Below are 21,641 nucleotides of genomic sequence, written 5' to 3' on the forward strand. Positions count from 1 at the left end.
CGGAGCCCGGTCAGCGCACGACGTGCGGCATGAGCGCGTCGGGCGGGATCACACCGAACTTGCCGGCGTTGTAGTCCTCGAGCGCCTGGATCAGCTCGGCCTTGGTGTTCATCACGAAGGGGCCGTACTGCGCGACCGTCTCGCGGATCGGGCGGCCGCCCAGGATCAGCACCTCCATCGCGGGCCGGTGCGAGTCCTGCGACTCGTCTGCCGCCACGGTGATCCGGTCGCCGGGGCCGAGCTGCGCGAGCTGGCCCTGGTGGATCGGGTGCCCCACGGGCCCGACGGTGCCCTTGCCGCTCAGCACGTAGACCAGCGCGTTGAAGTCGCGGTTCCACGGCAGCGATGCCTCGGCGCCGGGCGCGATGGTCGCGTGCACGAAGTTGATCGGCGTGCGGGTGGAGCCGGGGCCGGCGTGCCCGTCGACCTCGCCCGCGACGACGCGGATCAGCGCGCCGCCGTCCTGCGTGGTGACGAGCGTGGTCTGGCCGCCCTCGAGGTTCTGGTAGGCGGGCGTCGTGAACTTCTCCGACTTGGGGAGGTTCACCCACAGCTGGATGCCGTGGAACGTGCCGCCCGACTCGACCAGCTCGGCCGGCGGGGTCTCGATGTGCAGGATGCCGGAGCCCGCGGTCATCCACTGGGTGGCGCCGTCCTGGATGAGTCCGCCGCCGCCGTGGCTGTCCTGGTGCTGGAACAGGCCGTCGATCATGTAGGTCACGGTCTCGAAGCCGCGGTGCGGGTGCCAGTTCGTGCCCTTGGGCTCGCCGGGCTCGTACTCGACCTCGCCCATCTGGTCCATGTGGATGAACGGGTCCAGGTCGCGCGGGTGCACGCCGGCGAAGGCGCGGACGACGGGGAAGCCCTCGCCCTCGTGGCCGCGGGGGCCGGTCGTGATCTTCCGGACGGGGCGTTCGGTGTCCGACGGTGCCGCCGCGGCGATGCGGGGCAGGGTCAGGGTGTCTGCGGTGACGGCGGGCATGTCGTCCTCCTCGATTGGCTGGTGACGCTGACACTACCATCAACCGGACCGTGGTCCGATTAATTCCGCGATGAGGTGGCACGGCGTGACGTCGTGCGTCCGGCCGGTAGTGGGGTGCAGTCCGGCGACTATGAAAACGTGACCGCTGGTGACGATTCAGGCATGCCGCAATGTCCGGATTGGCACCAGCGGTCACGTTTTCATAGCTGCCGGATCGAGTGCCGCACGGCCCGCGTCCCCGCGCGGGCGTAATGGCCCTCGGACGGCGGCCGCACCGGACTCGAGACGGTCCACGGGGCGTGCCAGCTAGTGTCGGAGCCGTGACTCGATCAGTGGGATTGGCCGTCTCGTACGACGGCACGGAGATCTTCTACGCCGACTACGCGGACGGTGCCGACCCGGCGAAGCCGGCGTTCCTGCTGGTCCACGGCTGGTCGGCGAGCTCGGACTCGTGGGGCGCGCCGTTCGTCGGTGCGCTCACCGCCGCCGGGCACCGCGTGGTCGCCGTGGACAACCGCGGCCACGGGCGCAGTTCGGTCCCGGACTCCGACCACCCGTACTCCACGGAGCGCTTCGCCGACGACCTCGCGGTGATCCGCCGCGACCTGGGCCTGACCGACGTGATCCTCGTCGGCTGGTCCTACGGCGGCCTCGTCATCGCGGACCACCTCGCCACCCACGGCACGGACGGGGTCACGGCCGTCGGGCTCATCGGCGCCATCACGTCCATCGGCGGCTCGAAGGAGACCGGCCCGTTCCCCGGCGGCGTCACCGGCGACTCCATGAACGCCGCCCTCCCGGCAGCGCTGTCCGCGCACCCCGGCAAGGCCATCACCGCCCTGGCGAAGCTGCGGATGCTGCCGCACGGCTTCGACCAGGACGCGCTCGGCCCCGTCGCCCAGCAGCAGTTCGGTATCGCGCTGTCCACGCCTCCGGCCGTGCGCGGCGGGCTGTTCCGGCGCACCGTCGACCACGACGCCGACCTCGCGGCCTGGACCTTCCCGGTCCTGGTGCAGCACGGCCGCGACGACGAGGTCGTGGCGCCGTCGACCGCGGAGCATCACGCCCGGATCCTGCCGAACGCGACCCTGTCCTGGTGGGACGGCGGCGGGCACGCCCCCTTCGTGGTCGATCCCGCTCGCAGCGCCCGCGAACTCCTCGAACTGGCGCCCTGATCGGCCGGGGTTAAGCTGGACGACGTGCCTACTGGGAAGTCCGCGGCCCCCGTGCCGCGCCGGATCGCGGTGCTGTCGGTGCACACGTCGCCGCTGGCCCAGCCCGGGACGGGCGACGCCGGCGGGATGAACGTCTACATCTGGCAGACCTCCCTCGAGCTCGCGAAGCGCGGCATCGAGGTCGAGATCTTCACCCGCGCCACCGCCTCGGCCGACCAGCCGATCGTCGAGGCCGCGCCCGGCATCCGCGTGCGCAACATCGTCGCGGGGCCCTTCGAGGGCCTGGACAAGACGGACCTGCCCGCGCAGCTGTGCGCCTTCGCCGCGGGCGTGCAGCGCGCCGAGGCCCGCGAGGAGCCCGGCTACTTCGACCTGATCCACTCGCACTACTGGCTCTCCGGCCAGGTCGGCTGGCTCGCGCGCGACCGCTGGGGCGTGCCGCTGGTGCACACCGCGCACACCCTCGCCGCGGTGAAGAACGACGCCCTCGCTGTCGGCGACACCGCGGAGCCGCAGGCTCGACTCATCGGCGAACAGCAGGTCTCCGACGAGGCCGACCGGCTCATCGTCAACACCGAGGTCGAGGCCGGCCAGCTCGCGCGGATCCACGACGTGCCGCCCGGCCGCATCGACGTGGTGTACCCGGGCGCCGACCTGAACACCTACACCCCCGGCGACGGGGCCGCCGAGCGCGCCGAGCTCGGCATCGCGCCCGACGAGCTGGTGCTCACCTTCGTCGGCCGCATCCAGCCGCACAAGGCGCCCGACCTGCTGCTGCGCGCCGCCGCGCCGCTGATCCACGCGCACCCGGAGCGCCGCATCCGCGTGCTGGTGATCGGCGGACCGTCCGGCACCGGGCTGGAGCGCCCGGACGCGCTGATCGCGCTGGCCCGCGAGCTCGGCATCGAGCACGCGGTCACCTTCGGCCCGCCGCGCCCGCCCGCCGGGCTCGCCGAGGTCTACCGCGCCTCCGACGTGGTCGTCGTGCCCAGCTACTCCGAGTCCTTCGGCCTCGTCGCCGTCGAGGCGCAGGCGTGCGGCACGCCCGTCGTGGCCGCGAAGGTCGGCGGCCTGCCGGTCGCCGTCGCCGACGGTGTCTCTGGCCGCCTCGTCGACGGCCACGAGCCCCAGGTGTGGACCGCTGTGCTCGACGAGATCACCGCGGATCCCGCGCTGCGGCAGCGGCTTTCCGACGGTGCCGCAGCCCACGCCCGGCAGTTCTCCTGGGCGCGCACGGCCGACGGCCTCCTGGAGAGCTACGGGAAGGCGATGCAGGCGCGGAGCGAGGCGGCGCAGACGGTGCGTCGCCGGCGACGCAGAACAGGAGCGCGGGTATGACCACGATGACCCCCGAGCAGGTCGAAACGGCCCTCACCGAGCGGGAACTCGAGTTCACGCGCAAGGAGGAGACCGGCACGGACGCCGCCCACTTCGTCATCGAGCTGCCCGGCGAGAAGAAGCTGAAGACCACCACCCTGCTCACGCTGGGCACGCACGGCGCGCGGGTGGAGGCCTTCGTCTGCCGGCACGTCGACGAGAACTTCGAGGGCGTGTACCGCTATCTGCTGCAGCGCAACCGGCGCCTCTACGGGGTGGCGTACACGCTCGACAAGGCCGGCGACATCTACCTCACCGGCAAGTTCGCCGAGCTCACCGAGGACGAGCTGGACCGGATCCTCGGGCAGGTGCTGGAGGCCGCCGACGGCGACTTCAACATCCTGCTGGAGATGGGCTTCTCCACCGCGATCCGCCGCGAGTTCGACTGGCGCGTCTCCCGCGGCGAACCGCTGTGGAACCTCAAGCCCTTCGAGCACCTGCTGCCAGACTTTCCGGAGCTTCCGGAGCGCTGACCTCCTCGGCGCCGTCGGCGACGGTGCGCGAGCGCGGGATCGCCAGCGCGACAACGGCCGCGACCGCGGCGACGATGCCGGCGATCACGAAGGAACTGGTGAACGCGGACTCCGCGGGCAGCTCGACGGCGCTCGGCGTGCCGGCGCCCAGGGTGATGGTGGTGCGGGTGAGCACCGTCGCCATCACGGCCGAGGCGACCGCGGTGCCCATGGAGCGCATGAGCGAGTTCAGGCCGTTCGCGGCGGCGGACTCGGTCTCCGGGACGTTGCCCATGATGAGCGCGGGCATCGCCGAATACGCCACGCCCACACCGCCGAAGACGATCATCGAGCCGAGCGACATCTTCCACGTCGCGTCGGTCAGGCCGAGCAGCGCGAAGTAGCCGACGGCCGACATGGTGGCACCGATCGCGAGCGTCAGGCGCGCGCCGATCCGCTTGGTGAGCAGCGCCGAGACGGGGGAGAGTGCCATCATGACCAGGCCGCCGGGCACCATCCACAGGCCCGCGTTCAGCATGGTCAGGCCGAGGCCGTAGCCGGAGGCTTCGGGGATCTGCAGCAGCTGCGGCATCGTCAGCATGAGCGAGAACATCGCGAAGCCGACCATGATCGAGGCGAGGTTGGTCAGCAGGATCGGGCGGCGCGCCGAGATCCGCAGGTCCACCAGGGATTCGCGGGTGCGCAGCTCCCACCAGCCCCAGGCCTGCAGCACGAGCACGCCGCCGACGGCGCAGCCGATCGTGGCCGCCGAGGTCCAGCCCCAGCTCTGCCCCTTGGTGATCGAGAGCAGCACGGAGACCAGGCCGACGCTGAGGCCGACGGTGCCGACCACGTCGAACTTGCCCGGGTTGAGGTTCGGCGATTCCGGGACTACGACGTACACCAGGCCGAGCGTGATGACGCCCAGCGCGAGCGAGAACCAGAACAGCGTGTGGTAGTCGAAGTGCTCGGAGATATAGGCGCCGAACGGAATACCGATCGCGCCGCCCACGCCGAGCATCGCCGACATGAGCGCGACGGCGCCGGGGATCTTCTTCGCGTGCAGCTCGTCGCGCATGAGCGAGATGCCCACGGGCACCAGGCCCATCGCGAAGCCCTGGAACGAGCGGCCCACGACGGTGAGCAGCAGCGTGTGCGAGAGCGCGCAGATCAGCGAGCCCGCGATGAGGCTCAGCAGGCTGGTGAGCAGGATGAGGCGCTTGCCGTACATGTCGCCGAGACGGCCGGCGATCGGCATCGCGACCGACGAGGCCAGCAGCGTGGAGGTGATGACCCACGAGGCGTTGTCGGCGGAGGTGTTCAGCAGGTGCGGCAGCTGGCCGACGAGCGGCACCACCAGCGACTGCATGAGGGAGGCGAGGAGTCCGCCGAGGCACAGGACGGCGATGAGGATCCCGTCCGACGGGGCCCCGGCGCGGGTCTTTCGGAGCATGTCTGTCATGCCGCACGACGGTAGTTGCAGAATACAACTCTAGCAACCGGATGCGGCGAGCGTCACCCCCGCCGGGGGCACTGTGACGTGCATTAATGTGGAGCCATGAACTACCCGAATCCGGGCTTTCCGCCCTTCGGTCCGGGCCCCGGGGGCCCGGCGCCGGGACTCGCGGCGGGGCCCGCCCGGCCGCGTCCCGGCCGAGCCGGGATCTGGGTCGGCATCGCCCTGCTCGTCGCCGCGGTCGTGGGGCCGTTGGTCATCGCACTCACGATCGTCGTCCCCGCGTGGGACCTCGACCGCCGGTCCGTTCCCGCGGACGGGGCGCCGCACGGCGTCGTTCTCCCCGCGAACGCGGACTACGCGATCTACACGGCCAATTCGGAGTACCTGAGCCAGCGCGACCCGGCGTGCACCGCCGTCGACGGCGCGGGCGCCGAGGTGGAGCTGCGTCCGCTCGCCGGCACCACCACGGTCGGCGGATGGAAGATGCTGCGCCGCTTCGACACCGGGTCGGGCACGGTGGTCGTGACCTGTGAGTCCCCCGAGGGGGTGAGGCAGAACGTGGAGGTCGGGAAGTACCCGCGCTTCGGCCCGATGATCGGGGCGATCTTCGGCGCGCTCGCGCTCGGCGGTGTTCTCGGGCTCTCCGGGTTCCTCTGCGTCCTCGTCACCGCGGTCCGGAGGTCGAAGGCGTGAGTCCGACCGCGAAGCTCCGGGCCGGCGCCGCGATGATCCTCGCGGCGATCGTCGTGCCGATCCTCCTCGTCCTCACTCTCACCCTGCCGCAGTTCCGGCTCGACGCGCAGACCGTCCCCCTCGACGCTGCGCCGCACGCCGTCGAGCTCCCGGCCGGCGCCGAGTACGCGGTCCTGGCGGCCACGCGGACCAAGGAGGGCGCACCGTCGTGCGTGCTGACCGGGCCCGACGGTGCGCCGATCCCGCTGCGCGAGGTCTCCGGGGGCGTCACGGTGGAGAACCGGATGGTGCTGCGCGTCTTCGACACGGGCACCGGTGCGGTCACGGCGAGCTGCCCGCCGACCCCCGGCTACACGGAGGTCGCGCTCGGCAAGCGCCCCGACATGACGCGCCTGCTCGGCGGGATCTTCGGCGCCTTCGGCTTCGCCCTGCTGGTCGGCGGGCCGGGCCTGGTGCTGCTCATCGGGGGCCTGCGGGGGCGTGCTCGCGACGCCTGAAATTTGGTTATGACCAGTTTGGCTGATCTGCGGGTATCCCGCGGTCACGCCCCTTAGGATGGCCGCATGGAAATCGTGATCCGTCCGACTCCCGCCGACGTCGCCGTCACCGCCGCCGACATCGTGGCCGAGCACGTGCGCCGCGGCCCCGCGGTGCTGGGGCTGGCCACCGGTTCCACGCCGCTCGCCACGTATCAGGAGCTCATCCGCCGCCACCGCGACGAGGGGCTGAGCTTCAAGGACTGCGTCTCCTTCAACCTCGACGAGTACGTCGGGCTGCCGAAGGGGCACCCCGAGAGCTACCGCGAGGTGATCCGCAAGGAGTTCACCTCGCACGTCGACATCCCCGACGCCAAGGTCGAGGGCCCGGACGGCACGGCCGCCGATATCGCCGCCGAGGCGAAGCGCTACGAGGACGCGATCAAGGCCGCGGGCGGCGTCGACGTGCAGCTGCTGGGCATCGGCACCGACGGGCACATCGGCTTCAACGAGCCGGTCTCGTCGCTGGCCTCGCGCACCCGGATCAAGACCCTCACCACGCAGACCCGCGAGGACAACGCGCGGTTCTTCGCCTCCATCGACGAGGTGCCGATCCACGTGCTCACGCAGGGGCTCGGCACCATCTCCGAGGCGGAGCACCTGCTGCTGCTCGCCACGGGCGAGGGCAAGGCCGAGGCGATCGCCGCCACCGTCGAGGGGCCCGTCGCCGCGATCAACCCCGCGTCGGTGCTCCAGTTCCACCCGCACGTCACCGTCGTCATCGACGAGGCCGCCGCGTCGCGGCTGCGGCTGAAGGACTACTACGTGCACGTGCTGGCCAACAAGCCGGCGAACCAGCCCTTCTAGGAACTCAGGACCCCTCGGGCCCGAACAGGCCCGCCATCAGCGCCGCGAGGGTCACGGCGAAGTCGTCGACGGTGGCGGGCTTCGCATCCAGTTCCGCGCTCGCCCGCAGGTTCGGCACGGTGTCCCGCGGCATCGTCCCGACGATCTCGTCCATGCGCTCGTGGGTGAGCGGCGTCCCCTCCGCGCGCTGCCGCAGGTGCGAGAGCACGCTGCCCAGGGTGAGGCTCCACAGCGCGCGGTAGGCGGCGAGCGCGGCCGCGCGGTCGCCCGTGAGCTCGTACGCCGCGCCCATCACGGCATCGGTGAGGAGGAGCGCGCCGCGGCCGATCCGCTGCGGCCGGATGAGCGCCTCCGGCACCCAGGGGTGCGCCGTGAGCGACTCGTAGAGCGTCGTCATCGCCATCCGGATGCAGGCGTGCGGTTCGTCGGGGAAGGTGATCGCCGCGAAGGGCTCCGCGATCGCGTCGAGCGCCAGGGCGAGCAGGTTCTCCTTGTCGTCCACATGGCGGTACAGAGCCATGGTGGTCACGCCCAGGTCGCCGGCGAGCGCCTTCATGGTGAGCCCGTCGACGCCGGCCTCATCGAGCACGACGAGGGCCCGCTCGACGATCTTCTCCCGCGTGATGCTGGGCGGGCGGCCGCGGCGCGGCGTGATCTGGCGCATGCCCACATTCTGTCGGAGAGGTCTTGTGAACGCCTACTGCTGAGGCTACCCTTTCAATTTATGTTATTAGATACACAAAAGCCTCCGGTGCGGGCGGCGCTCCTCCTCGCCGCGCTCTCCCAGTTCCTCGTCGCCTTCGACGCCTCCGTCACCAACGTCGCGCTCCGGGCGATCCGGGACGACGTGCACTTCACCCCACAGGGCCTGTCGTGGGTGGTCAACGCGTACGCGATCGTCTTCGGCGGGCTGCTCCTCCTGGCCGGCCGGCTCTCCGACCGGTTCGGCCCGCGGGCGCTGCTCCGGTTCGGCTTCGCGCTGTTCACCGTCGCCTCCTTGGCGGCCTACCTGTGTCACGAGCCCTGGCAGGTGATCGCGGTGCGGGTGCTGCAGGGCGTCGGCGCCGCCGCGATCGCGCCCGCCGCGATCACCTCCGTGGCGCTCACCTTCCGCGAGCCCGCGCAGCGCGCGAAGGGCTTCGCCGCCATCGCGATCGGCGCGTCGGTCGGCGGCGCCGTGGGTGTGGTGCTCTCCGGCGTCCTCACCGACGCCTTCGGCTGGCGCACCGTCATCGCCTGCGGCGCTGTGGTGTCCGCGCTCGGCCTCGCCCTCTCGTACGCCGCTCCCGGGCCGGTGGAGGGGGTGGACCGTCGGACGGACTGGGCCGGCGGCGCGCTCGCCACCGCGGGCCTGACGGTGCTCGTCTACGGCATCGTGGCGGCCACCGACAACGGCTGGGGCAGCGCGCACACGCTGGGCTGGTTCGTCGTCGCCGCTGTGCTGCTCGCCGCCCTCGTGGCCGTCGAGCGCCGAACGACGGTGCCGCTGCTGGACTTCCACGTGCTCGGCAGGCGCGACGTGCTGGTCCCGTGCCTGGTGTTCGCCTTCGTGGTCGCGGGCCAGTTCGGCGCCTTCTACTTCGTGTCGCTGTATCTGCAGATGGGCCTGGGCTATTCGGCGACGAAGACCGGACTGATGTTCCTGCCCTTCTCCTTCGGCATCGTGGTCGCGGTGCAGGTCGCGTCGCGCCTCGTGCCCCGGATCGGCGCCCGCAGGGTGGTGACGATCGGCACGGCGCTGGCGACCGTCGGCTTCCTGCTCTTCGCGCCGCTCCCCGCGGACGGCGGCTTCCTCACCGCCGTGCTCATCCCGTCGCTGGTCACCTCGGTCGGCATCGGCATGGTCTTCCTGCCGCTGCCGAACGTCGCGACCGCCGCGGTGGCGCCCGCGGCCGCGGGCATGGTCTCGGGTGCGCTCAACACCTTCCGTCAGGTGGGCGGTGCGCTCGGGCTCGCGATCCTGGTCACCGTCTCCGCCGCCGTGAACGGCGACGGCGCCGTCCTCCCCGGCTACCGCTCCGCGCTGCTGGTGAGCGCGGGCCTCGTCGCGGCGGCCTTCGCCCTCGCGCTCCTCCTGCCCGCGAAGCAGGAATCCCCCGCTCGTTAGAATGGCGTAGTGAATACGCGGCAGCTCGGCTTCGGCGCCCTCGCCGGACTCGCGGCGGCGATGGGACTCGGGCGGTTCGTCTACACGCCGATCCTGCCGCTCATGCAGGAGCAGACCGGCATCTCGCCCGGCTCCACCGCGGTCGTCGCCACGTTCAACTACCTCGGCTACTTCCTCGGCGCCCTGGCGCTGGCGGTCCAACCGCGGCTGGCCCGCAGCCGGGGACTGCTGCGGGCCTCGCTGCTCGCGCTGGTCGCCAGCGAGGTGGCGATGGTGCTGGCCGTGAGCGTGCCGCTGTGGTCCGGCGTGCGGCTGATCGCCGGGCTCGCCAGCGCCGTCGTCTTCGTCTACTGCGCCGGCGCGGTGGCCGGGACCGCCGCGGCGGGCGTCGCCTTCTGCGGCGTCGGTGTCGGGATCGCCGCGTCGGGCGTGCTGGTCGTCGCGCTGGGGGAGGTCGTCGGCTGGCAGGTCCTGTGGTGGGTGGCCGCGGTGGCGACCGCGCTGTTCGGGCTGTTCGCGTGGGGGCTCCCGCCGGGCGCGTCCGGCCCCGTCGCACGGCCCGACGGTGCCCCCGCGCCCCGGCCCGGTGTGGCCGGGTGGGCGCTCGGGATCAGCTACTTCCTCGAGGGGCTCGGCTACATCGTGCTCGGCACCTTCCTCGTCGCCGCCGTGGCCGTCGGCGGGCGGCCCTGGGAGGGGCCCGCGGCGTGGGTGATCGTCGGTCTCGCGGCCGCCGTCTCGCCGCTGATCTGGGCGCGGCTGCGGCGGTACCGTTCCGCGGAATCGCTGCTGGTGATCGCGCTGCTGCTGCAGGTGGTCTCCGCGGTGCTGCCCGCCCTGGTCCACGGTCCCGCGGCGGCCGCCGTCTCGGCGGTCCTGTTCGGCGGCACCTTCATCGGGGCAGTGCAACTGTCGATGGAGGCGGGCGCGCGGATCGGCATTCCCCGGTCGGCCGCCGTGCTCACCGCGGGGTACGGCATCGGCCAGATCGTGGGCCCGCTCGTCGTCGCGCCGATGCTCGGCGACGGCTACGACGCGGCGTTCCTCACCGCCGGTGGCGTGCTCGTCGCCTCCGCGGCGCTGGCCGCCTTCGCCCGCTGGACGGCGCCGGATCGGGCCGCCACTCCGGGCATCCGCTGACCTGTGCCGCCCAGCGGCGCACCCCTGTGATTCCGCGGAGGTCGCGCCGCTGGGGAACACATCTCAGCGGGTACGCCGAGTACCTCCTCCGCGCGCGTGAGGTCCGACGGCACCGGGATGCCCCGCGTCAGGCCGGCACGAATCCGAGCGAGGCGGGCCTGTTCTTGGCCGGAGGCGCGGCGTAGTAGACGTCCACTGTCTGGCCGGGGAGCACGCGCACGGGCAGGTACTGCCAGGTGAAGGTGACCGTGTCCGTGTTGCATGCGACGCGCAGCAATCGATCGCCCGCCTCCACCGTCAGCGTGTTCGTTCTCCACATCGTCGCCAGCGGCCACTGCTCGACCAGCCCGTCCACGGTGGCCCAGACGTCGGGACCGTTGCCGCCCAGGTCGATGAGATCCGTCGGGTCGCGGGTCCAGAGGAAGTCGGCGATGCGGTTCACGAGGTCGAACCGCTGCCAGAACCCGCGTCGGCCCCGCCGGCAGTGGAGCCGGATCCGGCCCGTCGGGCCCCCGGCCTTCGTCGGATGGGGATGCATCGATTCTCCTGGAGGTCAGCACGGATCTTCTTGCCGAACTCCACGATTCCCGCGACCCCTTGGTGTCGCCTTGCCCGGCGGTTGGCCCGCACTGCGGCGGCGCGGGCCGACCGCCGGAGTATCAGCGCTGCTGCAGCGTGCGCTGCGGGAGGCGGCTGCCCACGGCCGACAGAGCGGTCAGCTCGGCGAGCTGGTCCGCGGTGAGCGCGACGGCGGCGGCGCCGAGGTTGTCGCCGAGGTGCTTGCGCCGCGTAGTTCCCGGGATCGGCACGACGTCCTCGCCCTGCGCCAGCACCCACGCGAGCGCGACCTGCGCGGCGGTCACCGGCGCACCGTCGGCCCCGGCACCGGAGGCGGTGAGGTCGGCGGCGATGGCGTCGATCCGGTCCACGAGCCGTAGGTTCGCCTCGAGGTTCTCGCCCTGCCAGCGCGGGATCGACTGGCGGAAGTCGTCGCCGCCCAGCGCCGCGGCGACGGCTTTGCGGTCGGCCGTGAGTAGGCCCCGCCCGAGCGGGCTGAAGGGCACCAGGCCGGCGCCCACCTCGCGGGCGGCCTGCAGCGGACCGTCCTCGACGTCGCGGGTGAAGATCGAGTACTCCGACTGCAGCGCGGCGATCGGGTGCACGGAGGCGGCCTTGCGGATGTCCTCGGCGGTCGCCTCGGACAGCCCCAGCGCGCGGACCTTGCCCGCCGCCACCTGCTCGGCCATCGCGCCCACGGTCTCCTCGACGGGCACCTGCGGATCGACGCGGTGCAGGTAGTAGAGGTCGATCACGTCGACGCCGAGGCGGCGCAGCGAGCCGTCGACGCACCCGGCCACCCGCTCCGGGCGGCCGTCGAGGCCGATCGGCCTTGCGTTCTCGTCGTTGACGAAGCCGAACTTGGTGGCGAGCACGATCTCGTCGCGGTGCGCCTGAACGAAGGGGGCGAGGAACTCCTCGTTGGCGCCGTTGCCGTACATGTCGGCCGTGTCGTAGAGCGTCACGCCGGCGGCGAGCGCGGCCTCGAGGGTGGCGCGAGCCTCGTCGGGATCGGCCGATCCGTAGGCGTGGCTCATGCCCATGCAGCCGAGGCCGAGGGCGGAGACGCGCAGGTCGCCGAGGGTGCGAGTGGGGAGCATGTCAGTCCTTCAGGTCGAGTTCGTGGGCTGCGACGGTGCCGGCCGCCGCGGTGTCGGGAGTGGTGGCCGGTGCGCCGGCGACGCAGTCGCCGAGCCCGCCGCCGTAGGTGGCGATCTTGTAGTCGATGACCGCGAGCGAGTACTGCAGCTCCTCGATCTGCGCGGCCGTGCGGGCACGGTGCGCCGTGAGGAGTGCGAGGCGGGCGGGGATCGTGGCGTCGCCGCCGTCCACGAGGTGGACGTACTCCGTGATGTCGGCGATCGGCATGCCGGACAGGCGGAGCCGGGTCAGGAAGATGACCCGCGCGATCGCCTGCGGCCCGTAGCGACGGTGCCCGGCGCCGTCCCGGTCGACCGTGACCAGGCCGACCCGCTCGTAGTAGCGCAGCGTGTGGCCCGAGACGCCCACCAGCTCCGCCATCTCGGCGACGGTGAGCGGCCCCTCCTGGGCCGGCCCGGCGAGGATCTCCGCCGCGCTCGGCAGCGGCCCGCGCGAGCGGACGATGGATGCGAGTTCTTCCGTGTGTGCGACCACGTGAGCAACGCTAAGCCTTCGAGCGCACTCGAAGTCAACACCGTTTCGCAGGCGCCCGGATCCGTCGGTGCTGTGTCAGTCGCGCTCAGGTGTCCAGGGCCGGACGAAGCCCAGGTCGCCCATGCCCTCGGCCGCGGCGATGAGTGGGTATCCGGTGGCGCCGTCGATCTCCTCGCGGAGGATGTCGGCGTGGCCGGAGTGGCGGGCCACCTCCTCGATGACGTGGAGCAGGATCCAGCGCACCGTCCACCCCTCGAAGCCGTCGGGGAACCACGGCGCCGGGCGCGCGGGAGCGACGGCGTCGAGATTCGCGGTGTCTGCGACGGCGAGGACGCGTGCGGTGGCGGCGTCGTGGGCGGCGAGCAGGGTCGCGAGCGTCTCGCCCTCCCCGAGCCGGAAGTCATCGCCCTCGGCCATGGCGTCCAGCCGGGGATCGGAGAACAGCTCCGGCGCGGCCTCGGCGCGCGCGGACCAGGCGTTGACCGTGAGTGTGACGTGCTTGAGCAGCCCGCCTACGGTGAGCGTGCTGCGGGCGGGCGAGAGCCGGATCTGCGCCTCCGTGAGACCGAACGCGGTGTGCCGCAGACCGTCGAGCTGCTGCGTGAGGAAGCCACGGAGCCCGGCTCGCTCGGAATCGGCCGGGGGTGCCATGAAGGGCATGAAGAACTCCTGACGGGATCGAGGGGGACGTCCCCAGTCAAGCGCGGACCACTGACATCCGCCTCGATCGCGTCCTGCTGTTCGTATTCGGCGGCGATCGCATCGGCGAGCGCACGGGCGGCGATCTCCTCCTGGGCGACCTCCAGCCACACGCAGTGTTCGAACGGCTCGTACTCGTCGTCGCTGTACATCCGGCACCTCCGTGGAAGGATGCCCCCAGTCTAGCGCCGAAAATCGATCACCAGATCACGAATCGATAACGATATCGAACGCGAATCGAACGAACGGCGCGCTACGACCGGGCTGTCCAGCGCCCATCCTGGCGCGCGATGGTGATCGGGTGGTCGAAGGCGTGGCTGATCGCGTCGGTGGTCAGCACGTCGTCGACGGCGCCCGCCGCGGTGATCCGGCCGTCGCGGATCAGAACCGCGTGCGTGGTGGTCACGGGGATCTCCTCCAAGTGGTGGGTCACCAGGATCGACGCGAGCTCGGGGTGGGCGCGCCGCGCACCGTCGACCGTGGTCAGGAGGCGCTCGCGGGCGGCGAGGTCGAGCCCCGTCGCCGGCTCGTCCAGCAGGAGGAGATCGGGCTCGCCCATGAGCGCGCGCGCGATCAGCGCCCGCCCCCGCTCGCCCTGGGAGAGGGTGGGCCAGCGCGATTCCACGTGCCGCGCCATCCCGAGCGTCTCGACGAGCTCCTCCGCGCGGGTGCGCTGCGCGTCGGTCGGCGCCCAGCGCGGCGGGAACTCGGGCGTGTTCGTCACGCCGGTGATCACGACGTCGCGCACCGTCAGCGGCTCGTCCAGGCGGTGGCGCGGGTTGACGTGCCCGATGTGCGTGCGCAGCTCGCGCATGTCCACCCGGCCGAGGCGCTTGCCGAGCACGTCGACGGTGCCGCGGGTCGGGTGGGTGACCGCGCCGCACAGGCCGAGCAGCGTCGACTTCCCGGCGCCGTTCGCGCCCAGCAGGACCCAGTGCTCGCCCCGGCGTACGGTGAGGGAGACGTCGTCGAGGAGGTTGCGACCGGTGCGGACCAGGTCCACGTGGTCGATGCTCAGCACGTGCGGATCGTTCGTCGCGGTATCAGTCACAGTCCACCTCTCCACTCAAATTGATTGGATGATTGTATGACTTCTCACCGGTGGGATCCATCCCAGTACCTCCGCTACGGCGACGAGCGCACTCGCCCGTTCCTCGACCTGCTCGCCCGCATCCCCGGTGACGCACGCACCGTCGTCGACCTCGGCTGCGGCCCGGGCAATGACGTCGCGCCGCTGCGCGCCCGCTGGCCGGACGCTGCGATCCACGGGGTCGACTCCAGCGAGGAGATGATCGAGCGTGCCCGCGCCGACGTCGCCGATCCGCGCGCGACCTTCGCGGTCGGGGACGCCGCCGCGTGGCGCCCCGACGGCGAGCGCCCCGACGTGATCGTCTCGAACGCCATGTACCAGTGGGTCGATCGGCACATCGACCTGCTGCCCGCCACCGCCGACGGTGCCGCCCGCGCCTTCGCCTTCCAGGTGCCCGGCAATCAGGACGCGCCCTCGCACGCCCTCCTGTGGCGCCTGGCGACGGAGTACGGCATCACCGACTTCCGCCGCATCGACGTGCGCGATCCCGCCGAATATCTTGCGGCGCTGCAGCGCCCAGGCTGGGCGGTCGACGCCTGGGAGACGACCTACCAACACGTGCTGCAGGGCCCCGACGCCGTCTTCGAGTGGATCTCCGGCACCGGCGCGCGCCCGGTGCTCGCGCGGCTCGACGGTGCCGAGCGCGCGGACTTCGTCGCCCGGTACAAGGCGGAGCTGAACACCGCCTACCCGCCCAAGGATTTCGGGACGGTGCTGCCCTTCCGTCGGATCTTCGTCGTGGCGACCCGGGATCAGGAGTCGAGCGCGTAGTCGCGGAAGGCGCGCACCGCGCGTGGTAGGGCCGTGTCGGGCCGCCAGATGAGTCCCACCTCGCGGGTCGGCGCGGGCCCGGACATGGGCACCAGCACCAGACCGGGTGGCCACAGCGGGTCCTCGTCGACGGGCAGCAGCGCCACCCCGAGGCCGGCCGCGACCAGGCCGGCGACGGTGAAGGACTCGGACGATTCGAAGGCGATCCGCGGCCGGAATCCGGCGGCGGCGCAGCGCTCTTCGAGGATGCGGCGCAGGCCGAACTCGGGGTGCATGGTGATGAAGTCCGCGTCGGCCGCCTCGGACAGGTGCACGGACGCGCGCTCCGCCAGCGGGTGGCCGGCCGGCACGGCCAGCGCCAGGCGCTGCACCGCGAGCAGCCCGAAGGCGACGGCGCTGGTGGCGGGCCGCGGCGAGACGATCGCGAGGTCGGCCTCGTCGGCGAGCACCCGCTCGGTGACCGTCCCGGCGGCGAACTGCGACAGCTCGAAGGTCACCCGCGGCTCCCGCTCCCGGAAGCCGGAGACGAGCCGCGGCACCAGTGCCACGCCGAAGGAGTGCAGGAAGGAGAGCCGGATCGTGCCCTGCGAGGGGCTGCGCAGGTCCGCGATCTGCGCCCGCGCCGCCTCCAGCTCGGCGTGTGCGCGGCGCGCGTGGTCGAGGTAGATCTCGCCGCTCGCGTTGAGGACGAGGCGCCCGTGCCGCCGGTCGAACAGGGGCGCCCCGATGTCCGCCTCCAGGCGCGCCAGGGTGCGCGAGAGCGTGGGCTGGGTGATCCGCAGCGCCGCCGCGGCGTCGGTCATGTGCTGGGTCTCGGCGAGTGTGATGAACCGCGCGAGGTCGTCCGACGTGCTCGGAACGGGCCTACCAGCTGGGGTCATGCGTTCTTTCTATCAGGATCGACATATTCATGCATTTCACACATCGGAGCCGCGGGGGCAGGGTGGGCCCCATGACCGCCACCGTCGAGACCGCCGAGACCGCGCCGCTCCGGGCCGGGACCCCCGCGTACCGTCGGACCACCCTGGCGCTGTTCGTGGCGGGCCTGACGACCTTCGGCTCGATGTACTCCACCCAGGCCGTGCTGCCCGAGCTGACGCGGGTCTTCGGTTCGGCGCCGGCCGTCTCCGCGCTCGCGGTCTCCGTCACCACCGGGCTGCTCGCGCTCGCGATCATCCCCGTCAGCGCGCTGTCCGAGCGCTTCGGCCGGACCCGCGTGATGACGGTGTCGGCCGTCGCGGCCGTAATACTGGGCCTCCTGATCCCGCTCGCCCCGACGCTCCCGATGCTGCTGGGACTCCGTGCGCTGCAGGGGATCGCACTCGCCGGCGTGCCCGCCGTCGCCATGGCCTACTTGGCCGAGGAGGTGGACGGGCGCGACCTCGGCGGGGCGATGGGCCGCTACGTCGCGGGCACGACGATCGGCGGGCTGCTCGGACGCGTCGTCACGGCGGTGGGGCTCGACGTCATGGCCTGGCGCGGCGCCATGGAGCTCTTCGCCGTCGCCGCGGCGGTGCTCACGGTGGTGATGATCCGCACCCTGCCGGCGTCGCGGTTCCACGTGCCGAAGCCGGTCTCGGTGGGAACGACGGTGCGCGGCATGCTCGGCCACCTCCGCCGGCCGGAGCTCGCGACGCTGTTCGTGCTCGCCTTCCTGCTGATGGGCGGCTTCGTCAGCGTCTACAACTTCCTCGGATTCCGGCTCCTGGCCGCGCCCTTCGCATTCGCGCCCGGCGTCGTCGGGCTGGTCTTCCTCATCTACCTCGCTGGCACCGTCTCCTCGGGTGCGGCGGGCCGGCTCGCGGACCGGATCGGCCGCCGCCGGGTGCTCCTGACCTCGATCGCGACGATGGGCGCGGGTCTGGTGCTCACGCTGCCGGATTCGACGCCCGCCGTGCTCGCGGGGATGGTCGTCTTCACCGCCGGCTTCTTCGCGGCGCACAGCGTCGCGAGCGGCTGGGTCGGGCTGCTCGCGACGGAGCATCGCGCGGAGGCCTCGTCGGGGTATCTGTTCTGCTACTACGCGGGCTCGTCGGTCGTCGGCGCGGCGGCGGGGCTGGCCTTCGCCGCCGCCGGCTGGGCGGGCATCGCCGCCGCGGTCGGGGTGGGCATCGCCGCGGCGTTCGTCTTGGTCGTCGCGGTCCTTCCCGGTTCGGCCAGCGCGTCCGCGGAGCGCTGAGTAGCGTCGATGCCATGCGCATCGGAGTCCAACTTCAGCCCCAGCACTTCACCGAGTACCAGCAGCTCCGCGACGCCGTCGCCAAGCTCGAGGACCTGGGAGTCGACGTCGTCTACAACTGGGACCACTTCTTCCCGCTCTCCGGCGACCCCGACGGCACGCACCTCGAGTGCTGGACGATGCTCGCCGCCTGGGCGGAGCAGACCTCGCGGATCGAGATCGGCGCGCTGGTCACCTGCAACAGCTACCGCAACCCCGACCTGCTCGCCGACATGGCGCGCACCGTCGACCACATCTCGAAGGGGCGTCTGATCCTGGGCATCGGCTCCGGCTGGTTCCAGCGCGACTACGACGAGTACGGCTACGAGTTCGGCACCGCCGGTTCGCGCCTTGACGACCTCGGCGCCGCGCTGCCGCGGATCACCGAGCGGTGGGCCAAGCTCAATCCCGCTCCGACGCGCGATATCCCGATCCTCATCGGCGGCGGCGGCGAGAAGAAGACGCTGCCGCTGGTGGCGCAGTACGCGTCGGTGTGGCACTACTTCGTGGACCTGGAGACGTACCGGCACAAGTCGGCCGTGCTCGCCGAGGCGTGCGCGAAGATCGGCCGCGACCCGAAGGAGATCGCGCACAACATCGCCATCCCGCGCGGCACGGGCCCCGACGAGGCCCTCGCCTTCGCCGACCAGCTCGTCGCCGAGGGGGCCACGCAGTTCACCGCCGAGCTCTCCGCGCCCGGCTTCGACTACACCATCATCGAAGCCCTGCTGCGCTGGCGGGACTCGCAGTAGGCGAGGCCTCCGCTCCCGGCGGTCCCGGGACGTGCGGCCGGACGAAGGTCCCTGGTGGCGCGCCGCCGGACGGGGTGAGGTTGGGACGGCGGGCACCCGCCCGCCCCGACCCCAGGAGCGAGTCATGGAACGTTTCACCGCCGGCACCACCGTCCTCGATCGTGCGGAGGCGATCGAGCTGCTGCGCCGCAAGGACGTCGGGCGCATCGTGATCGCGCTCGGGGGAGATGCCGAGATCTTCCCCGTGAATTACGTGCTCGGCGAGGGCTGCAACGTCCTGTTCCGGACCGGGCCGGGCAGCAAGCTCGCTTCGGCCGTCGTGGCGCGCGAGGTGGCCTTCGAGGTGGACGAGGTCGGCGGGGACCAGGCCTGGAGCGTCATCGTGCGCGGGCCCGCACGCGTGCGCACGGACTCGTCGGCCCTGTCCGTCACGGACGCGCTCTCCTTGCGTCCCTTCATCGACGACGGCAAGTACGAGGTCGTGGAGGTCCTGGCGGAACGGGTCAGCGCCCGCGGCTTCGGCCGCACCTGGTCCTGAGCCGCCGGGACATCGGTCGGGACGTCCGCCACTGCCGCGGGGGGCTCCCGCGGCCGACGATCGATCCATGGACGGTGGAACCGAGACGACCGCCACGGACGTGGCACCCGAGCGGCGGCTTCGCGCCGTGCGCCCCGAACCCGCGCGCGGCAGGCCCGCCGGCGGCTGGATCCGCGACGTCGTCGTCACCACGGATCACAAGACGATCGGCGTCATGTACATCGTCACCTCGATGCTGTTCTTCTTCGTGGGCGGCCTCATGGCCCTGGTCATGCGGGGCGAGCTCGCGGAGCCCGGCCTGCAGTTCCTCTCCACGGAGCAGTTCAATCAGCTGTTCACCATGCACGGCACCGTGATGCTGCTGCTCTACGCGACCCCGATCGCGTTCGGCTTCGCCAACTACCTCGTGCCCCTGCAGATCGGCGCGCCCGATGTCGCGTTCCCCCGGCTCAACGCCGTCGGCTACTGGTTGTACCTGTTCGGCGGCCTCACCGCGTCCGCGGGCTTCATGGTCCCCGGCGGCGCGGCCGACTTCGGTTGGACCGCGTACACCCCGCTCTCCGATGCCGCGCACAGCCCGGGCGTCGGCGGCGACCTGTGGTTGATGGGGCTCACGGTCGGTGGGCTCGGGACGATCCTCGCGTCGGTGAACATGGTCACGACAGTCCTCTGTCTGCGGGCGCCCGGGATGACGATGTTCCGGATGCCGATCTTCACGTGGAACATGTTCGTGGTGAGCGTGCTCGCGCTGATGGTCTTCCCGTTGTTGGCGTCCGCACTGGTCGGGCTGGAGGTGGACCGGCAGTTCGGTGCCCACCTCTTCGACCCCGCGAACGGCGGAGCGGTCCTGTGGCAGCACCTGTTCTGGTTCTTCGGTCACCCGGAGGTGTACGTGCTGGCCCTGCCGTTCTTCGGCATCGTCTCCGAGATCTTCCCGGTGTTCACCCGCAAGCCGATCTTCGGCTACAGCGGCCTCGTGATGGCGACACTCGCGATCGCGGCGATCTCGATGGCGGTGTGGGCGCACCACATGTACGCCACCGGCGCGGTATTGCTGCCCTTCTTCAGCTTCATGACGTTCCTGATCGCGGTGCCGACGGGCGTGAAGTTCTTCAACTGGATCGGCACGATGTGGAAGGGGAACATGACCTTCGAGTCGCCGATGCTGTTCTCGATCGGCTTCCTCGTGACCTTCCTCTTCGGCGGCCTCACCGGCGTGCTCCTCGCCTCCCCGCCGCTCGACTTCCACGTCTCAGACACCTACTTCGTGGTCGCCCACTTCCACTACACGCTGTTCGGCACCATCGTCTTCGCGGCGTTCGCGGGCATCTACTTCTGGTTCCCCAAGGCCACCGGACGCCTGCTGAACGAGCGACTGGCCCGCTGGCACTTCTGGCTCACCTTCATCGGCTTCCACACCACCTTCCTGGTCCAGCACTGGCTGGGCGCCGAGGGCATGCCGCGCCGCTACGCCGACTACCTCGACACGGACGGCTTCACCACGCTGAACCAGATCTCGACGGTCGGCGCGTTCATCCTGGGCGCCTCGGTCCTGCCCTTCGTGTGGAACGTCTTCACGAGCTACCGCTACGGCGAGGTCGTCACGGTCGACGACCCGTGGGGCTTCGGCAACAGCCTCGAGTGGGCCACCAGCTGCCCGCCGCCGCGGCACAACTTCACCGAGCTGCCGCGCATCCGCTCCGAGCGCCCCGCGTTCGAGCTGCACTACCCGCACATGGTCGAGCGAATGCGGGCGGAGAAGCACACCGCGCGCTAGCGAGCCGGGGAGAGCGTCACGACGCCGCTCCATGGTGCGTCGCCAGGGGCGCGCGGGTCCGGTTGCGGTCCCGCGGCCAGACGGTGCGCCTCCGGCGAGTCCAGGCGTCCTAGCTCCACCGCGGCGACGAACAACGAGTCGATCCGGTCGGCCGCCCAGCCTCGGTCCTCGAAGTGAGCGACTCCGTCCGCGGGGAGGAAGCGCCACGGCGCGTGCCGCAGGATGCCCCGGTTCCTTTCCGCCATCACCGATCCCACACCCGCAGAGCCGAGATCGAGGCACCAGTGGTCCACGGGTGCGGCGAGCAGGGCGTCGGCGAGGGTGTCGGCATCGTCGGGGGAGAGGTACATGACCAGCCCCTCGGACAGGACCAGGATCCGACGGCCGGCGAGCCCGGCCAGGAGGTCCGCGAGGCCGTCGCAGGCCAGGTCCAGCGGCACCCGGCGCAGCCGGCATCGCGGCATCTCCGCCGCGAGGATCGCGGCCTTGTGGTCGAGGATCGCGGGGAGGTCGACCTCGAGCCACTCGAGGTCGGCGGGCAGGTCGAGGCGGTACGGCCGTGCGTCGAGGCCCGCGCCCAGGTTGACGACGGTGTCGCAGCCGTCGGCGATCGACGCGGCCACCGCCTCGTCGACCAGCACCGTCCGGGCGGTGAGGTACCAGCCGTCGCCGCCGCCCGCGGCCGGGGCGGCGCCCTCCGCGATCGCCGCGCCCTCGGCGCCCGCGAGCCGCGCGGCGAACGGGTCGTGGAACAGCGCGTCGGGGCGCGCCGATTCGATGGCCCGGTGGTGCGCGACCCAGCGCGCGGTGTCGTCGACGGTGCCGATCAGGTCGTCCATGTCGTCTCCCTCTATAAAAGTAGAGTGCTCTATTGT

Annotated in this window: 23 protein-coding genes; 13 read left to right on the top strand and 10 right to left on the bottom strand. The window is 71.7% G+C overall.

The window, feature by feature from the left end; genetic code table 11:
* Positions 1-10 precede the first annotated feature (10 nt).
* On the bottom strand, positions 11-982 hold the full coding sequence (locus WFK95_RS02750; RefSeq protein ID WP_336669813.1) for a pirin family protein: 972 nt from the start codon (positions 980-982) through the stop codon (positions 11-13).
* A 320-nt stretch (positions 983-1,302) separates the two neighbouring features.
* Here WFK95_RS02750 and WFK95_RS02755 point away from each other — a divergent pair, with 320 nt between their 5' ends.
* The 3 genes from WFK95_RS02755 to WFK95_RS02765 are packed head-to-tail and all read left to right on the top strand — an operon-like array spanning position 1,303 to position 4,007.
* On the top strand, positions 1,303-2,157 hold the full coding sequence (locus WFK95_RS02755; RefSeq protein WP_336669814.1) for an alpha/beta fold hydrolase: 855 nt from the start codon (positions 1,303-1,305) through the stop codon (positions 2,155-2,157).
* Positions 2,158-2,181: 24 nt separating this feature from the next.
* On the top strand, positions 2,182-3,495 hold the full coding sequence (mshA, locus tag WFK95_RS02760; RefSeq protein WP_336669815.1) for a D-inositol-3-phosphate glycosyltransferase: 1,314 nt from the start codon (positions 2,182-2,184) through the stop codon (positions 3,493-3,495).
* 5 nt (positions 3,496-3,500) lie between these two features.
* Positions 3,501-4,007 carry a YbjN domain-containing protein gene (locus WFK95_RS02765; RefSeq protein WP_443081523.1) on the top strand — a complete coding sequence of 169 codons (507 nt, stop codon included), beginning with the start codon at positions 3,501-3,503 and terminating at the stop codon, positions 4,005-4,007.
* Here the strand turns inward: WFK95_RS02765 and WFK95_RS02770 are convergent.
* Positions 3,955-5,448: an MFS transporter gene (locus WFK95_RS02770; protein WP_336669817.1), complete on the bottom strand. Its 1,494-nt coding sequence runs from the start codon at positions 5,446-5,448 to the stop codon at positions 3,955-3,957. The genes WFK95_RS02765 and WFK95_RS02770 overlap by 53 nt on opposite strands.
* 96 nt (positions 5,449-5,544) lie before the next feature.
* On the opposite strand from WFK95_RS02770, the gene WFK95_RS02775 reads away from it, so the two are divergent.
* The 3 genes from WFK95_RS02775 (at position 5,545) to nagB (ending at position 7,481) form a co-directional block, all read left to right on the top strand.
* Complete coding sequence (locus WFK95_RS02775; protein WP_336669818.1) at positions 5,545-6,138, top strand: hypothetical protein; 594 nt, start codon at positions 5,545-5,547, stop codon at positions 6,136-6,138.
* Positions 6,135-6,635, top strand: coding sequence for a hypothetical protein (locus WFK95_RS02780; protein ID WP_336669819.1), 501 nt, complete (start codon positions 6,135-6,137; stop codon positions 6,633-6,635). The genes WFK95_RS02775 and WFK95_RS02780 overlap by 4 nt, the downstream gene beginning before the upstream one ends.
* A gap of 66 nt (positions 6,636-6,701) precedes the next feature.
* Positions 6,702-7,481 (top strand): glucosamine-6-phosphate deaminase, encoded by a 780-nt coding sequence (gene nagB, locus WFK95_RS02785; RefSeq protein WP_224646009.1) that lies wholly within the window; start codon positions 6,702-6,704, stop codon positions 7,479-7,481.
* 4 nt (positions 7,482-7,485) lie between these two features.
* Here nagB and WFK95_RS02790 read toward each other — a convergent pair whose 3' ends face one another.
* Complete coding sequence (locus WFK95_RS02790; RefSeq protein ID WP_336669820.1) at positions 7,486-8,145, bottom strand: TetR/AcrR family transcriptional regulator; 660 nt, start codon at positions 8,143-8,145, stop codon at positions 7,486-7,488.
* Positions 8,146-8,232: 87 nt separating this feature from the next.
* On the opposite strand from WFK95_RS02790, the gene WFK95_RS02795 reads away from it, so the two are divergent.
* Both WFK95_RS02795 and WFK95_RS02800 read left to right on the top strand, forming a co-directional pair.
* Positions 8,233-9,588: an MFS transporter gene (locus WFK95_RS02795; RefSeq protein ID WP_336669821.1), complete on the top strand. Its 1,356-nt coding sequence runs from the start codon at positions 8,233-8,235 to the stop codon at positions 9,586-9,588.
* 9 nt (positions 9,589-9,597) lie between these two features.
* Complete coding sequence (locus tag WFK95_RS02800; RefSeq protein ID WP_224646012.1) at positions 9,598-10,728, top strand: YbfB/YjiJ family MFS transporter; 1,131 nt, start codon at positions 9,598-9,600, stop codon at positions 10,726-10,728.
* Positions 10,729-10,855: 127 nt separating this feature from the next.
* On the opposite strand, the gene WFK95_RS02805 is transcribed toward WFK95_RS02800, so the two are convergent.
* From WFK95_RS02805 to WFK95_RS02825, 5 genes are all read right to left on the bottom strand, one after another.
* On the bottom strand, positions 10,856-11,266 hold the full coding sequence (locus tag WFK95_RS02805; RefSeq protein ID WP_224646013.1) for a hypothetical protein: 411 nt from the start codon (positions 11,264-11,266) through the stop codon (positions 10,856-10,858).
* 121 nt (positions 11,267-11,387) lie between these two features.
* Positions 11,388-12,386 carry an aldo/keto reductase gene (locus tag WFK95_RS02810; protein WP_224646014.1) on the bottom strand — a complete coding sequence of 333 codons (999 nt, stop codon included), beginning with the start codon at positions 12,384-12,386 and terminating at the stop codon, positions 11,388-11,390.
* Between the two features lies 1 nt (position 12,387).
* Positions 12,388-12,921, bottom strand: a complete 534-nt coding sequence (locus WFK95_RS02815) for a MerR family transcriptional regulator (protein WP_224646015.1) — start codon at positions 12,919-12,921, stop codon at positions 12,388-12,390.
* 75 nt (positions 12,922-12,996) lie between these two features.
* Positions 12,997-13,581: a DinB family protein gene (locus tag WFK95_RS02820; protein ID WP_224646016.1), complete on the bottom strand. Its 585-nt coding sequence runs from the start codon at positions 13,579-13,581 to the stop codon at positions 12,997-12,999.
* 292 nt (positions 13,582-13,873) lie between these two features.
* On the bottom strand, positions 13,874-14,671 hold the full coding sequence (locus tag WFK95_RS02825) for an ABC transporter ATP-binding protein (RefSeq protein ID WP_336669822.1): 798 nt from the start codon (positions 14,669-14,671) through the stop codon (positions 13,874-13,876).
* 36 nt (positions 14,672-14,707) lie between these two features.
* On the opposite strand from WFK95_RS02825, the gene WFK95_RS02830 reads away from it, so the two are divergent.
* Entirely contained in the window at positions 14,708-15,481 is a 774-nt protein-coding gene (locus WFK95_RS02830) for a methyltransferase domain-containing protein (RefSeq protein WP_336669823.1), read from the top strand.
* Here WFK95_RS02830 and WFK95_RS02835 read toward each other — a convergent pair.
* Positions 15,463-16,362, bottom strand: coding sequence for a LysR family transcriptional regulator (locus WFK95_RS02835; RefSeq protein ID WP_336669824.1), 900 nt, complete (start codon positions 16,360-16,362; stop codon positions 15,463-15,465). The two genes, WFK95_RS02830 and WFK95_RS02835, sit on opposite strands and share 19 nt — an antisense overlap.
* A gap of 71 nt (positions 16,363-16,433) precedes the next feature.
* Here WFK95_RS02835 and WFK95_RS02840 point away from each other — a divergent pair, with 71 nt between their 5' ends.
* The 4 genes from WFK95_RS02840 to ctaD all read left to right on the top strand — a co-directional run bounded on the left by WFK95_RS02840 (position 16,434) and on the right by ctaD (position 20,766).
* Positions 16,434-17,660, top strand: a complete 1,227-nt coding sequence (locus WFK95_RS02840; RefSeq protein ID WP_224646020.1) for an MFS transporter — start codon at positions 16,434-16,436, stop codon at positions 17,658-17,660.
* A gap of 14 nt (positions 17,661-17,674) precedes the next feature.
* Positions 17,675-18,451 (top strand): LLM class F420-dependent oxidoreductase, encoded by a 777-nt coding sequence (locus WFK95_RS02845; RefSeq protein ID WP_224646021.1) that lies wholly within the window; start codon positions 17,675-17,677, stop codon positions 18,449-18,451.
* 124 nt (positions 18,452-18,575) lie between these two features.
* Entirely contained in the window at positions 18,576-18,989 is a 414-nt protein-coding gene (locus WFK95_RS02850) for a pyridoxamine 5'-phosphate oxidase family protein (RefSeq protein ID WP_224646022.1), read from the top strand.
* Between the two features lie 67 nt (positions 18,990-19,056).
* Positions 19,057-20,766 (top strand): aa3-type cytochrome oxidase subunit I, encoded by a 1,710-nt coding sequence (ctaD, locus tag WFK95_RS02855; protein ID WP_224646023.1) that lies wholly within the window; start codon positions 19,057-19,059, stop codon positions 20,764-20,766.
* On the opposite strand, the gene WFK95_RS02860 is transcribed toward ctaD, so the two are convergent.
* Complete coding sequence (locus WFK95_RS02860) at positions 20,763-21,605, bottom strand: class I SAM-dependent methyltransferase (protein ID WP_224646024.1); 843 nt, start codon at positions 21,603-21,605, stop codon at positions 20,763-20,765. The two genes, ctaD and WFK95_RS02860, sit on opposite strands and share 4 nt — an antisense overlap.
* Between the last annotated feature and the right edge of the window lie 36 nt (positions 21,606-21,641).

Source organism: Tsukamurella sp. USMM236, from assembly GCF_037148755.1.
Lineage (GTDB): Bacteria > Actinomycetota > Actinomycetes > Mycobacteriales > Mycobacteriaceae > Tsukamurella.

Excerpts from the sequence above, each read along its gene's own strand:
- WFK95_RS02845 (WP_224646021.1), top strand. The coding sequence starts at position 17,675 with ATGCGCATCGGAGTCCAACTTCAGCCCCAGCACTTCACCGAGTACCAG.
- WFK95_RS02840 (WP_224646020.1), top strand. The coding sequence starts at position 16,434 with ATGACCGCCACCGTCGAGACCGCCGAGACCGCGCCGCTCCGGGCCGGG.
- WFK95_RS02765 (WP_443081523.1), top strand. The coding sequence starts at position 3,501 with ATGACCCCCGAGCAGGTCGAAACGGCCCTCACCGAGCGGGAACTCGAG.
- WFK95_RS02830 (WP_336669823.1), top strand. The coding sequence starts at position 14,708 with ATGACTTCTCACCGGTGGGATCCATCCCAGTACCTCCGCTACGGCGAC.
- WFK95_RS02820 (WP_224646016.1), bottom strand. The coding sequence starts at position 13,581 with ATGCCCTTCATGGCACCCCCGGCCGATTCCGAGCGAGCCGGGCTCCGT.
- WFK95_RS02750 (WP_336669813.1), bottom strand. The coding sequence starts at position 982 with ATGCCCGCCGTCACCGCAGACACCCTGACCCTGCCCCGCATCGCCGCG.
- WFK95_RS02850 (WP_224646022.1), top strand. The coding sequence starts at position 18,576 with ATGGAACGTTTCACCGCCGGCACCACCGTCCTCGATCGTGCGGAGGCG.
- WFK95_RS02835 (WP_336669824.1), bottom strand. The coding sequence starts at position 16,362 with ATGACCCCAGCTGGTAGGCCCGTTCCGAGCACGTCGGACGACCTCGCG.
- WFK95_RS02860 (WP_224646024.1), bottom strand. The coding sequence starts at position 21,605 with ATGGACGACCTGATCGGCACCGTCGACGACACCGCGCGCTGGGTCGCG.
- WFK95_RS02770 (WP_336669817.1), bottom strand. The coding sequence starts at position 5,448 with ATGACAGACATGCTCCGAAAGACCCGCGCCGGGGCCCCGTCGGACGGG.
- WFK95_RS02790 (WP_336669820.1), bottom strand. The coding sequence starts at position 8,145 with ATGCGCCAGATCACGCCGCGCCGCGGCCGCCCGCCCAGCATCACGCGG.
- WFK95_RS02810 (WP_224646014.1), bottom strand. The coding sequence starts at position 12,386 with ATGCTCCCCACTCGCACCCTCGGCGACCTGCGCGTCTCCGCCCTCGGC.
- nagB (WP_224646009.1), top strand. The coding sequence starts at position 6,702 with ATGGAAATCGTGATCCGTCCGACTCCCGCCGACGTCGCCGTCACCGCC.
- WFK95_RS02805 (WP_224646013.1), bottom strand. The coding sequence starts at position 11,266 with ATGCATCCCCATCCGACGAAGGCCGGGGGCCCGACGGGCCGGATCCGG.
- WFK95_RS02775 (WP_336669818.1), top strand. The coding sequence starts at position 5,545 with ATGAACTACCCGAATCCGGGCTTTCCGCCCTTCGGTCCGGGCCCCGGG.
- ctaD (WP_224646023.1), top strand. The coding sequence starts at position 19,057 with ATGGACGGTGGAACCGAGACGACCGCCACGGACGTGGCACCCGAGCGG.